This window comes from Pseudoalteromonas sp. RB2-MNA-CIBAN-0110 (assembly GCF_040309305.1).
Taxonomy (GTDB): Bacteria; Pseudomonadota; Gammaproteobacteria; order Enterobacterales; family Alteromonadaceae; genus Pseudoalteromonas; species Pseudoalteromonas arctica.
The window spans coordinates 1-12,662 of sequence record NZ_JBEOOQ010000051.1; the positions used below are offsets into that span (position 1 = coordinate 1).

General features: G+C 38.0%; 16 protein-coding genes. 12 read left to right on the plus strand and 4 right to left on the minus strand.

What is annotated here, in order from left to right; translation table 11 throughout:
* Positions 1–323 precede the first annotated feature (323 nt).
* From AAEY68_RS18800 to AAEY68_RS18830, 7 genes are read left to right on the plus strand one after another with little or no spacing between them, the layout of a single operon-like run.
* Complete coding sequence (locus AAEY68_RS18800) at positions 324–989, plus strand: Bax inhibitor-1/YccA family protein (protein ID WP_007580214.1); 666 nt, start codon at positions 324–326, stop codon at positions 987–989.
* Positions 990–1,044: 55 nt separating this feature from the next.
* A complete protein-coding gene (tusD, locus tag AAEY68_RS18805) occupies positions 1,045–1,398 on the plus strand; it encodes a sulfurtransferase complex subunit TusD (protein WP_350586675.1) in 354 nt (117 codons plus the stop codon).
* Positions 1,395–1,751 (plus strand): sulfurtransferase complex subunit TusC, encoded by a 357-nt coding sequence (tusC, locus tag AAEY68_RS18810; RefSeq protein WP_007580210.1) that lies wholly within the window; start codon positions 1,395–1,397, stop codon positions 1,749–1,751. The genes tusD and tusC overlap by 4 nt, the downstream gene beginning before the upstream one ends.
* Positions 1,748–2,014: a DsrH/TusB family sulfur metabolism protein gene (locus AAEY68_RS18815; RefSeq protein ID WP_024589175.1), complete on the plus strand. Its 267-nt coding sequence runs from the start codon at positions 1,748–1,750 to the stop codon at positions 2,012–2,014. Before tusC ends, AAEY68_RS18815 begins: the two co-directional genes overlap by 4 nt.
* A gap of 3 nt (positions 2,015–2,017) precedes the next feature.
* A complete protein-coding gene (locus tag AAEY68_RS18820) occupies positions 2,018–2,347 on the plus strand; it encodes a TusE/DsrC/DsvC family sulfur relay protein (protein ID WP_007580207.1) in 330 nt (109 codons plus the stop codon).
* Positions 2,347–3,033, plus strand: coding sequence for a pseudouridine synthase (locus AAEY68_RS18825; RefSeq protein WP_350586676.1), 687 nt, complete (start codon positions 2,347–2,349; stop codon positions 3,031–3,033). The genes AAEY68_RS18820 and AAEY68_RS18825 overlap by 1 nt, the downstream gene beginning before the upstream one ends.
* On the plus strand, positions 3,026–3,463 hold the full coding sequence (locus AAEY68_RS18830; protein WP_350586677.1) for an NUDIX hydrolase: 438 nt from the start codon (positions 3,026–3,028) through the stop codon (positions 3,461–3,463). The genes AAEY68_RS18825 and AAEY68_RS18830 overlap by 8 nt, the downstream gene beginning before the upstream one ends.
* Before the next feature lie 45 nt (positions 3,464–3,508).
* On the opposite strand, the gene AAEY68_RS18835 is transcribed toward AAEY68_RS18830, so the two are convergent.
* Positions 3,509–4,780 carry a sensor domain-containing diguanylate cyclase gene (locus tag AAEY68_RS18835; protein ID WP_350586678.1) on the minus strand — a complete coding sequence of 424 codons (1,272 nt, stop codon included), beginning with the start codon at positions 4,778–4,780 and terminating at the stop codon, positions 3,509–3,511.
* Between the two features lie 360 nt (positions 4,781–5,140).
* Here AAEY68_RS18835 and mnmA point away from each other — a divergent pair, with 360 nt between their 5' ends.
* The 5 genes from mnmA to AAEY68_RS18860 all read left to right on the plus strand — a co-directional run bounded on the left by mnmA (position 5,141) and on the right by AAEY68_RS18860 (position 10,104).
* Positions 5,141–6,241: a tRNA 2-thiouridine(34) synthase MnmA gene (gene mnmA / locus AAEY68_RS18840; RefSeq protein WP_007580201.1), complete on the plus strand. Its 1,101-nt coding sequence runs from the start codon at positions 5,141–5,143 to the stop codon at positions 6,239–6,241.
* Positions 6,241–6,843, plus strand: coding sequence for a high frequency lysogenization protein HflD (hflD, locus tag AAEY68_RS18845; protein WP_024589171.1), 603 nt, complete (start codon positions 6,241–6,243; stop codon positions 6,841–6,843). Before mnmA ends, hflD begins: the two co-directional genes overlap by 1 nt.
* 31 nt (positions 6,844–6,874) lie before the next feature.
* Positions 6,875–8,245, plus strand: coding sequence for an adenylosuccinate lyase (gene purB / locus AAEY68_RS18850; protein WP_010552649.1), 1,371 nt, complete (start codon positions 6,875–6,877; stop codon positions 8,243–8,245).
* 88 nt (positions 8,246–8,333) lie between these two features.
* Positions 8,334–9,485, plus strand: a complete 1,152-nt coding sequence (locus AAEY68_RS18855) for a ribosomal protein uL16 3-hydroxylase (protein ID WP_169043730.1) — start codon at positions 8,334–8,336, stop codon at positions 9,483–9,485.
* Between the two features lie 160 nt (positions 9,486–9,645).
* Positions 9,646–10,104, plus strand: coding sequence for a GNAT family N-acetyltransferase (locus AAEY68_RS18860; RefSeq protein WP_010552647.1), 459 nt, complete (start codon positions 9,646–9,648; stop codon positions 10,102–10,104).
* A gap of 62 nt (positions 10,105–10,166) precedes the next feature.
* Here AAEY68_RS18860 and AAEY68_RS18865 read toward each other — a convergent pair whose 3' ends face one another.
* The 3 genes from AAEY68_RS18865 to AAEY68_RS18875 all read right to left on the minus strand — a co-directional run bounded on the left by AAEY68_RS18865 (position 10,167) and on the right by AAEY68_RS18875 (position 12,645).
* Positions 10,167–10,613 carry a DUF4826 family protein gene (locus tag AAEY68_RS18865; protein WP_007580192.1) on the minus strand — a complete coding sequence of 149 codons (447 nt, stop codon included), beginning with the start codon at positions 10,611–10,613 and terminating at the stop codon, positions 10,167–10,169.
* A gap of 117 nt (positions 10,614–10,730) precedes the next feature.
* Positions 10,731–12,134, minus strand: coding sequence for a M28 family peptidase (locus tag AAEY68_RS18870; protein WP_350586679.1), 1,404 nt, complete (start codon positions 12,132–12,134; stop codon positions 10,731–10,733).
* 118 nt (positions 12,135–12,252) lie between these two features.
* Positions 12,253–12,645 (minus strand): hypothetical protein, encoded by a 393-nt coding sequence (locus tag AAEY68_RS18875; RefSeq protein ID WP_350586680.1) that lies wholly within the window; start codon positions 12,643–12,645, stop codon positions 12,253–12,255.
* Positions 12,646–12,662 lie beyond the last annotated feature (17 nt).

Below are 12,662 nucleotides of genomic sequence, written 5' to 3' on the forward strand. Positions count from 1 at the left end.
TGAACCCTAGATGGGCTATAAACCCATGCCGGTTTTCAAGACCGGTGCATTCGACCACTCTGCCATCTCTCCGCACGGCCTGCATAATAGGGAAACCCATCCCTTTTGTGAAGCTTTTTTTTAAATTAATTGTTTAAGTGCTTAAAAAATAATTAATTTGTCTAAAGTTAGAACAAAGTGTTTTTAATTTAGCCGTCAATACTCTTTTATTTAAATATTTAACTCTATTGATCTACAAAGGTTTGCCCAAACATATAAGAGTTGGTAATCTAATTTTAGTTAAATTATCGAAACACACACGTTTCACTTAAAGGAGCTCTACAATGGCGTTTAATCAATCGTACAATACCGCGAAACCGGTAATGTCTACCATTGAAACAAACAAGGTACTTAAAAACACCTACTTTTTACTAGCTATGACACTTGCATTCAGTGCAGTTACAGCCGGTATTTCAATGGCACTACAATTACCTTACTTTATGGGAATTGTGTTTACACTTGTTTCGTTCGGTTTATTATTTGTTGTAAATAAAAAAGCAGATACAGCATCTGGTGTATTTTGGGTGTTTGCTTTCACAGGTTTAATGGGGGCTGGCTTAGGTCCATTGCTTAACCATTATGCTGCAATGCCTAATGGCCCAATGCTTATTATGCAAGCGTTAGGTTCTACTGCGCTTATCTTTTTTGGTTTATCTGCTTACGCACTGAACACTAAAAAAGACTTCTCATTCATGGGTGGCTTTTTAACGGTTGGCTTAATCGTTGTGATTGTAGCTAGTATTGTTAACATTTTTGTTGGCAGTTCACTTATGTTTATGGTGCTTAATGCTGCAGTTGTATTGATCATGTCTGGTTTGATTTTATTCGATACAAGCCGAATCATTAACGGCGGCGAAACCAACTACATTCGCGCAACAGTGTCTTTATACCTAAGCGTATATAACTTATTTACGTCTTTACTTGCTCTACTTGGCGCAAGTGATGACTAATTAAATAGTTCTGTTAAAATAGCCCCTTAATTGGGGCTTTTTTATTGGAATTGTTTTGTCACGTTTTGTTCTTTCATTACATACACCACCATCCGATCACGATACAACGCAAAGGTTAGTTAAGTTTGCGAATGCATGTTTAGCCCAAGGGCACACCATTGATGCTATTTTTTTATACCAGCAAGGTATTTATCATGCATCTACCCACTTTGATTTATCCTCAGACGAACTTCAAATTTCAGCACTTTGGCAGCAACTCGCCGATCGAAAAATAAATTTAATGCTGTGTGTTACCGCCGCTGAAAAACGCGGGTTAGATATTAAAAACACAGGTGTATTTGCAGTCGCAGGGTTAGCTGAATTTGCAATGCTTGCAAGCGACGCTGATAAATGGGTGCAATTTAAATGATAAACGTATTAGTAATGAGTCAGTGCAGTCCATTTGACGATTTAAATATTCGTGATGCACTTGATATGACATTGATATTTGCTGCTGTTGATCAAAATGTAAGTTGGTTGTTTAGCGGCCCTGCTGTTTTGGCTTTAAAAAAGCATCAACAACCAAACAATATTGGCTTAAAAGATTTTTTTAAAAACATTAAAACACTCGAAATTTATGATGTTGAAAACATCTACGTGTGTGAAAAGTCATTGCTTGATTATGGTTTAAATAAACATGATTTGCTCATAGAAGCAAAAGCACTCAACTTTAGCCAACAACAAACATTAATTAAAGCGCAGCAACATGTGGTGAATTTATGAGTACATTACATATTTTTTCTAAGCCGCTTAACTATTATTCGGCAAATCAGCTAGAGAACTTAATTTTATCAACCGATAACGTGCTACTTGTTGGTGATGCCTGCTTTGCAAAAAAACAATTTAGGCAATTTGCAGATACACTGTTAATACTTGAACAAGACGCGCAAGTACGTGCAATAAAATTAACAGATAACGATAAAGCCATTAGCTATGAAGACTTTGTAGCACTCACTTTATCAACTAATCAATCAATTACGTGGTAACTCATGCTTGAATTTAACAACCAACAAATTGAAACCGACAAACAAGGCTACTTGCTTGACCATACTTTGTGGTCAAAGGAGCTAGCACCTGTAATTGCTATCCAAGAAAACATTACCCTTAGCGTTCAACACTGGGAAGTCATTAACTTTGTTCGTGATTTTTATATTGAATATAACACCAGTCCAGCAATTCGGATGCTTGTAAAAGCAATGGCTAAAGCACTCGGTGAAGACAAAGGAAACAGCCTTTATTTATATAAATTATTCCCTAAAGGCCCTGCTAAGCAAGCAACAAAAATCGCCGGATTACCAAAACCAGCTAGGTGCATATAATGAGATCTAAATCAGGCAATAATCAATTAACTGAATCTAAGCCAAAAAGAAGTACAGGGCGTACTTATTCACGCAGTGCACTTAACAAAACGCCTTCAGGTAAAAGAGAAATAAAGCCGCAAATAGCATCTAAAGACAGAAAAATTGTGTTATTCAATAAACCATTTGATGTGCTATGCCAATTTACGGATGACGCAGACAGAAAAACTCTCGCTGAGTTTATACCTATTAAAGAAGTTTACGCAGCAGGAAGATTAGACAGAGACAGTGAAGGTTTATTACTTTTAACAAACTGTGGAAAATTGCAAAATACCCTAACGGCACCTGATAAAAAGACGAATAAAACCTACTGGGCACAAGTTGAGGGTGAACCAACAAGCGAATCAATTAAAGATTTATGTAATGGCGTAGAACTTAAAGACGGGCTTACACTCCCCGCTAACGTTAAAATAATTGATGAACCTACAATTTGGACGCGTAATCCGCCTGTACGCGAGCGAAAAGCAATCCCTACCACTTGGCTAAGTATTACAATTAATGAAGGTAAAAACAGACAGGTTCGTCGAATGACCGCGCATATTGGCCACCCTACACTTCGCCTTATTCGCTACAGTATTGGCAACTATACGTTAGATGATATTAATTGTGGTGAATACAAAGTAATTAAGGGCGTAGTTGATGCATAAACCGCATGTAACGGTTGCAGCAATAGTAAAAAAGCAAAATGAGTTTTTACTTGTCAAAGAGCGCGATAAATTTACAAAGCAAATTTGTTACAATCAACCTGCGGGTCATTTAGAACAAAATGAGACACTTGCACAAGCCGCAAGCAGAGAACTACTTGAAGAAACAGGCTTAGCGCTTGAACCAGTCGGCTTTTTAGGTGTGTATAATTTGCATGCCGAAAATGAAGTGCACTATTTGCGATTCTGCTTTTTATTTGAAGCACCTGATAATATAAAAGCGCCAACGCCAATAGATACCGACATTATCAGCGCTAACTGGTACACATTAGAGCAAATAAAATCACTACCGCTTAGAAGCCCTTTAGTATTGAAGTGTATTAACGACAGCCTGAATCGACCAGTATTAAACCTAGAAACTATTTATAATTAGCTATATTGGGGAGTAGCTTAAATAAAATAATTAACTCTATTTTATTTACTCTGAGCTTAGCGCTATGCAGTTACGCCCTTGTTTTTTAGCATAATACAGGGCGTTATCAGCGGCCTTTACAAAGCTAATTTCATCACTATTTGTATAGTCACTGATGGTATTAATACCCATACTTATAGATAAAAATCCGGTAAAGCTATCCTGGTGTGCAATAGCTAAGTTTTCTACAGCTTTTTGTATTTGCTCAGCTATAAACAACGCCCCTTGCCTATCGGTTTGAGGTAATAAAACAACAAATTCCTCTCCTCCATAGCGAGCAACAAAATCTTCTGGGCGACTAACCGTTGAAGCAATTTTTTGAGCCACATCATATAAACACGTATCGCCCGCTACATGCCCATACCGGTCATTAAATTGTTTAAAATGGTCAATATCGATAATAATCATCGATAGCATGCCTTCGCATTCTTTTGCTCGTTCATACTCATGCGTTAGTTTTTCATCAAACCGACGCCTATTTGCGATTTTGGTTAATGCATCTAAAAAGGCCATATCTCTGAGTATATCCTCTGCCTCTAAACGCTCTGTAGCATCATTAAAAACAGCTAAGAACTCTTCACCTATATCAATTCCTGAAATTTCCATCATCACTTGTGAGCCATCATGACAAGACACACGATAGTTATTTGCGGGTATATCGTTATTATTATTCAGCGCTTTTTCAAGTGAGTCTTGCCACAGCTCTTTTGCAAGTGCTCTGTATTGCGGATCTGGATACGCTTTTTCCCACCACGATTTAAGATTAGGTACATCCTCTACTGTATAACCAAAAACATCTACAAAACGTTGATTAACTTTCAAAATATCACCCGTCTTAGCACACACATTACATACCGGCATTGGCAAAACGGTAAATAACCTAGCGTAGTGACTTATCTCATGTTTGCGCATAGGGTTGAGTGTACTTTGAGGTAAGTAACTCATTGGCATATCACTTTTTTCAATACTAAGCTTTTCGTCCATTTCTAAAGCAAAATACCATTCAAGCCACCAATGCTCTACACGCTCAAGCACCTTTAGCTCAATGTTCTTTTTAGCGGTTGAGCCCTTAATTAAGCTAAATAACTCATGTACATGATTTGGTTCTTGGTAAATATGAGGGTTTTTGAGTTTTATTAACTCATAAAAAAGGTGATAGGCTGACCTTTTAAACTCTGTCGTTTTACTGGAGAGTAATTCACTATCCACAAAATCAGATTCGTTTGTGTAGTGTTCAACTAAAGAATTTATCTTGTTTATTTGATAGGCGTAATTCATATATTCATTCCATTGACTATATATCAAGCGACTTAAAGTGGTTTACATTCATATACTCACCACTATTTTTATTTTATTAAGTGTATATTTACTCTAGTAGTTTTAAAAGAAAATACTATTAATAAAACTTAATAACTACATGAATTATTCTATAGTCTTAATTTATTAGTAAAGATCACTTTAATATTACTAAAGTTACAGCCTGATAACGCGCTTAAGTCTAGTTTGCTATTTATTATATAAATAAAATACTGACTAATTCCCCTCTTTGAGCCCTTAGTCTCTTTAAGCACAAACAAAATACATGCTATAATCGCGGCCTTTCCAAGTTAACAGCAATCTGTATAAGCGAAATTATTCATGAGCGAAAATAGTCACATTAAAGTCATTGTTGGCATGTCCGGCGGTGTTGATTCTTCTGTATCTGCATATTTATTACAACAACAGGGCTACCAAGTAGAAGGCCTGTTTATGAAGAACTGGGAAGAAGACGACAATGATGAATACTGTGCTGCTGCTGATGACTTAAAAGATGCACAAGCAGTGTGTGATAAGTTAGGCATTGAGCTTCACACTGTTAACTTTGCAGCAGAATACTGGGACAACGTATTTGAGTACTTTTTAGCTGAGTACAAAGCAGGTCGTACACCTAACCCAGATATAATGTGTAACAAAGAAATTAAATTTAAAGCCTTTTTAGAATTTGCTGCTCAAGCACTCGGTGCTGACTTTATTGCAACGGGTCACTATGTTCGCCGTGAGCTTCGCGATGACAAATACGTAATGTGTCGCGGGCTTGATAACAATAAAGATCAAAGCTACTTCTTATATACTCTAAGCCATGAACATATTGGCCAAACGTTATTCCCTGTAGGCGATATCGAAAAACCAGAAGTACGCCGCATAGCAGAAGAACAAGACCTAATCACTCACGATAAAAAAGACAGTACAGGTATCTGCTTTATTGGTGAGCGTAAATTTAAAGACTTTTTACAAAAGTTCTTACCAGCACAACCTGGCGTTATCGAAGACACTGACGGTAATAACGTAGGTGAGCACGAAGGCTTAATGTACCACACACTTGGACAACGCAAAGGCTTGTTAATTGGTGGAATGAAAGAAGGTTCTGGTGAGCCTTGGTACGTAGTAGATAAAGACCTTGAGCGAAATGTACTTATTGTGGGCCAAGGTAAAGATCACCCTCGCCTATACAGCAACGGTCTTAACGCAAACCAACTTCACTGGGTAGACCGTATTGGCCCTAAAGGCACAACTCGCTGCACAGTAAAAACGCGTTACCGCCAAGAAGACTTAAGCTGTACCTTACTTGTAGGTGAAGACGGCATGGCCCGCGTATTGTTCGACGAGCCACAAAAAGCAGTGACGCCAGGTCAATCTGCCGTATTTTACGCAGAAGATATCTGTTTAGGTGGCGGTATTATTGATTCGGTGATTAAGTAATGAATGAACACCAAGTCATGGCGCTTGCCGCCATGTGCCAGGCTGCTAAACAAGTTCAAAAAATTGCCCAATATGGCAACAATAACGAACATGATTTAGAAATATTACTTTCAAGTATTATTCAAACATCTCCGGCATCGCCAGAAGATGTTTACCAAGGTACTGACAACTTACGTGATGGTTACAAAACATTGATGGCGCAGCTAACCGCAGGCGCTCAAAAAGATGTTGAAATTGTAAAGTACGTAGGTGGTTTAATGCAGCTTGAGCGAGCACTAAGTGCAAACGACAAAAGCTTAAACGAATTAGGTAAACGAATTGATGATATTCATCGTCGTTTAGACCACTTTGCTATTACCGATGAGAGCGTTGTTGCCGGTTTAGCAGATATATACTCGTCGGTGCTGAGCCCCCTTGGGCACCGAATACAGGTTTATGGTAAACCCGAGTTATTAAAACAGCAGCTCACTCAAAATAAAATCCGTGCGTTATTACTCGCCGGCATTAGAAGTGCAGTATTATGGCGACAAATGGGCGGTAAACGCCGTCACTTTTTCTTTGCAAAAAGAAAAATACTCGCCATTGCTAAAACAAAAATTTAACTATCGTTCAAACTAAAATTTAGGAGTTATTATGGAGCTTTCAGCGTTAACGGCTATCTCTCCAGTGGATGGTCGCTACGGCAGCAAAACCACTGAACTACGCAGTATTTTCAGCGAATTTGGCTTAATCAAATACCGCGTAATTGTTGAAGTGCGTTGGTTGCAAGCGTTAGCTGCAGCAAGCGATATTAAAGAAGTACCTGCATTTAGCGAAGAAGCTAATGCACTTCTAAACGCCATTGTAGATAACTTCAGTGAAGCTGATGCACAACGCGTTAAAGATATAGAACGCACTACAAATCACGATGTTAAAGCGGTTGAATACCTACTAAAAGAAAAAGTAGCCGATAACAGTGAGCTTCATGCAATAAACGAATTTATTCACTTTGCTTGTACTTCAGAAGATATTAACAATCTATCTCATGGTTTAATGCTAAGCGAAGCGCGTAAAAATGTTTTACTTCCTTATTGCGATGAACTTTTAAGCGCAATTAAAGCTAAAGCAATTGAATACAAAACAATCCCAATGATGACTCGTACGCACGGACAACCAGCTACACCATCAACTATGGGTAAAGAGTTTGCTAACGTATATATGCGTTTAAAGCGTCAACGCGGGCAAATTGCACAAGTAGAGATGCTAGGTAAAGTTAACGGTGCTGTAGGTAACTACAACGCACACCTTAGCGCATACCCAGATTACGACTGGCACACACATGCAGATAAATTTGTATCAAGTTTAGGCTTAACACTAAACCCATTTACTACACAAATTGAACCGCATGACTATATTGCAGAGTTGTTTGACGCAATTGCACGTTTTAACACTATATTGTTAGATTTTGACCGTGACATGTGGGGTTACATTGCCCTTAATCACTTTAAGCAAAAAACAATTGCAGGCGAAATTGGCTCATCAACAATGCCACATAAAGTTAACCCAATTGATTTTGAAAACTCAGAAGGTAACTTAGGTTTAGCAAACGCTATTTTTGCTCATCTTGCACAAAAATTACCCGTTTCTCGCTGGCAGCGTGACCTTACTGATTCAACCGTATTACGTAACCTAGGTGTAGGTATGGGTTATGCAATTATTGCATACCAATCAACACTTAAAGGTGTAAGTAAGCTTGAAGTAAACGAGCAACGTTTAGCTGACGAGCTTGATCAAAACTGGGAATTACTAGCCGAGCCGATTCAAACGGTTATGCGTAAATATGGCATTGAAAAACCATACGAAAAACTTAAAGATTTAACACGCGGCAAACGTGTAAATCAAGAAATAATGGCTGACTTCATCGATGGTTTAGACCTTCCAGAGCACGCTAAAGTAGAAATGAAAAAACTAACACCTGCTAATTACATTGGTCGTGCTGTTGAGTTTATTGATGATTTAGTTTAAAAACTAAATTGCTCTTTTAAAAAGCGAAAGGATCATCCTTTCGCTTTTTTTGTTTTAACCCCATTGCACTAACTAGTAGGCATAATGTATGTATCAATTAAAAATAAATAATTTGTCTGAGCAAGAGTTTTTAAGCCATTTTTGGCAAAAAAAGCCGCTTTTAATCAAACAAGGTTTTGCTAATTTTCAAGACCCGCTTGATGCTAATGAACTTGCCGGCCTAGCAATGGAAGAAAGCATAGAGTCGCGTATTATCACCAATCATAAAAATGATTGGCAAACGCACCAAGGTCCATTTGAAGACTTTGAGCAGTTAACCGACGATCACTCCACTTTACTCGTGCAAGCAGTTGATCACTGGCATAGCGATGCTGCACAACTGCTAGAACCTTTTAGGTTTATTCCCAACTGGCGCATAGATGATTTAATGATCAGCTATTCAACGCCTAATGGTGGTGTTGGTCCACATTTAGACCAATACGACGTATTTATTATTCAAGGCGAAGGTAAACGTCATTGGCGTGTAGGCTTACCCGACCCAACACTTAAGCAGTTTGCTCAAAACAAAAAGTTACTGCAAGTTGAACCTTTTGAAGCCGTAATTGATTGCATATTAGAACCAGGCGATATTTTGTATATTCCACCTGGGTGCCCTCACGAAGGTTACGCTGTAGAAAACGCACTAAATTATTCAGTTGGTTTTAGAGCGCCAAATCAACAAGATTTATTGTCGAGCTTTGCCGATCATATTATTGATACCGAAAGCGGACAAAAACGTTATACCGATCACAACATCACACTAAGAAAATCAAAAGGTGAACTTACAAACCTTGAAGTTGATAAAGTTAAAACACTGATGGCGGCACTTTTAGAAAATGACGATTTATTTAAACAATGGTTAGGCTCAACGCTTAGTCAGCCCAAACATGAAATGGATTTAGCACCAGTAGAACCTCCATTTACACCTGAGCAAATAAGCGATGATTTAAGTGATGAAGAAACTGTGTTTGAGCGTTTAGGTGGCACGCGTGCTATTTATCAGCAACTCGATACCGAAGTGTTATTAAGTGTAAACGGTGAAAATTACGCTATGCCATTAACTGACTTAGCGGCGGTAAAACTACTTACCGATAATACTGAATTTGAAAGTTCAGCATTAAATTTAACAAACCCAAGTTTAGTTTTTACTCAAACTTTTACTACACTTGTTAATGAGGGGCTTTGGTTTAATATAGACTAAGAGTAATAATACCAATTTTATTAATAATGGTGAGCATTTTGCAGCGTAAAATATTATGTATACAGGTTAGTTAAAAATTTTAATTTTCACCTGATATTGGCTTAAATAATTTTGCTGTGATTGCTTACTCATTTTAATTGGCTATCAATAGGAGTTTGCAATGGGCTATCTGGTTGATAAGGTTGAATGGGATATAAAAAAAGATATGCTACAAAAAATTCGAGAGCGAGTTTTTGTTTACGAGTTACATATCCCCAAGCACATCGAATTTGATAGCCTAGATAAAATTGCATTACATGTACTTGTTACAGACGATGCAAACTGCCCTATTGCAACAGGTCGGCTGTGTACAGATGGCTTAATCGGCAGAATAGCTGTATTACCCGAGCACCGTAATCGCAAAGTATATAAATCGCTTCTCAACTTTATTGTTGAATTAGCGTCAAACCAAGGTATAGAAGAAGTAAGCATTAATTGTATTTTAAATGAGGTAGAGCGTTTTAAGCGAAATGGCTTTATTCAGCAAGGAAATGTTTTTATGGAGGCGGGAATTCCTAGACAGCGTATGCAATGCTCTGTTTCGGCGTTTAATACAACTCCCTTCACACTTGTCCATTAGATAAAGAAAAGGGCAATAAATAAGCTATCACCCTCTACATTGTTACTTAACCCAAACTGTAGTTACTTTGGTTCATTTGCCCACAGCGGTTCATTATCATACATTTCGTACAAGCCATGTGCTCTATTTATAAGTAAGTTAGCAAAATCTACCTGCGTTTTATCACGCGCGCCTGTACTCATAATTTGATCCGCTTTTAATTGCCACTGCAAAGAAAAATAACGCATTGCATCGCGAGCATCTGTAGCTGCACTTACTTCAGCATGATCTGTAGGTAAGCGCCCTGTTACTACCCAATATGTTTTACCGTTTTGGGCTTTAAATTTCCACATTGCACAAAGTGGTGCTAAAAATCGGCTGTCTTTATCAACTACTGATTTTGGCATAATGCCCTTTTCGGCTAAATGTTTTTGCGCTGCTTGAAAACATTCGCGTTGCCACTGCATTCTTTGCTCATCAGTTATAACTTGCTCTTTTGCTGTTAACGGCTTTTTTTCTTGTTGTTGCATTTTTAATAACCTTTTACTTCTTTTTTAACACTCTAAGGGCTTAGTAAATAAGGTGCAAGTATAAAAAGGTCGTTTGCACCTTAAAGCGCTCTGTTTGCTGTGTTTTTAGCCAAACTATTATTTTATATTGTGATCAAACGAACCTACATCACCCGGAAAAACTACTGGAGACTCAATACCGTCTTTACTAACAGAGGCTACACCAAAGTAATAATTATCAATCACTACGTTTTTAAGTGTGTACTGTGAAACCTTACCAACGTATTTACTAAACTGCCATTGCGGCTCGCTCGTGTAACGCCAATAAATTTTATAGCCAGCAATATTTTCATCACTGCTTTGTTGCCATGAAAACGACGTATCAGCTGTAACAGCGCCCTTTATTTTAACTTCTTTTGGCGGTGCGGGTGCCCACGCCATAGACGCCATCGTTACCGCATTAAGTGAAGTTAACTTAGCCGTATAATCAAAATCAACACCTTCAATGGTATCGCCATACTCAACACCATTTTCAGTGCGTAAATCTTGATGCTGACGATCGTAGTGCTCGTTAGTTTCCATAATACGCACTGCTGCAAAACCTGCATCATTAAATGGGCGATGATGCCCACCACGACCAAATCTATCTAATCGATATACAAGCATTGTATCTAAATTAGGAATGTATCTGTCAGCAATAGTATCTATGTAGCGAGCTAAATTACGACTCGCAGAATCGACTTCACCACCTGTAAAGCGCCGAGTATTAGCTTGCTCTTTTGTTTCTACAACACGGGTACCTTCTGAAAATATACGTGCAGTCGTGTTATTAGTTACCCCATTAATACCGGTAATATTACCAATCATATCGTTGTTTAAAACGCCATGAACTTGCCAGTTATGCTTTTGTGCATAAGCCGTTAATATTTTACCGCCAAACAAACCTTGCTCTTCGCCCGAAAGCGCCGCGTAAACTACCGAACCATTAAATTTGTATTTACTTAAAACACGAGCTGCTTCTATTACTCCTGCCACGCCCGATGCGTTATCATTTGCCCCAGGAGAGTCGCTAGTAAAGTCCATAACATCACTTACACGTGAATCTATATCACCCGACATCATCACCATGCGATTCGGCTCGCTCGACCCACGTTGAATAGCCACTATGTTAACCACTTCAACAGGATTAGGAATGCGTTTTTCGCCCGATATAGTGTCCTTTACTTCAATAATTTCCAGACAACCACCACACTGCACAGATATTTTTTCAAATTCTTTTTTTATCCAACGCCTAGCCGCACCAATACCTCGCGTATCCGATTTAGTCTCTGAAAGCGTATGGCGAGTACCAAAATCCATCAGCGTTTGAATGTCACTACCGATACGGGTAGCCGACACTTCACTTGCTATATCGTGTAACTTTTGTTGGTCGGTATATTGTAATTGCGTTTCACCATGTGCTGATAATGCAAGTGTGCAAGCGCCTGCAATTGCAGTAAATTTGAGTAACGTTGTTGTGATTTTCAAAGGTGTTTTAAGCATCTATTAGCTCCTAATTATTATAGTGTAACCATTACTTAACTAAGATTTTATGGCAATACATTTGAGGTAGATGTAGAAAGGAGCACGCTAAAGCGCAGTTATAGTAATACTTAGAGAGTTAATTGAGTCGTACAATCAACATAATACCGGTCATAGGAATTAACCCAAACATCCACAGCTTTATTCCTAAAATATATTTTTTAAAGCTCCCTTTATTTATACAAGATCTAACTCTACTTTTATAACCGTTAAAATCACCCAAAATTAAAAACACAATTCCAATTACGATTGCGTAAAATAGAGCACCAAGAAGTAAAGGGTTTTGCTTAAAAGTACTGATTATTTTATCTAAGTAGTGAATGTCAAACGTCATAGCTAAAAGAAAACTATATACAGTAGATATCATAGCTAACAATGCTGCAGCATTTATGGCCGTATTTTTATTTCTTGAGTCTAATTTTTTCATCCACTGAGCACACACAAAATGAACAGCGCAAATAAATGTTCTCATTTTCAATCCTTGAATAA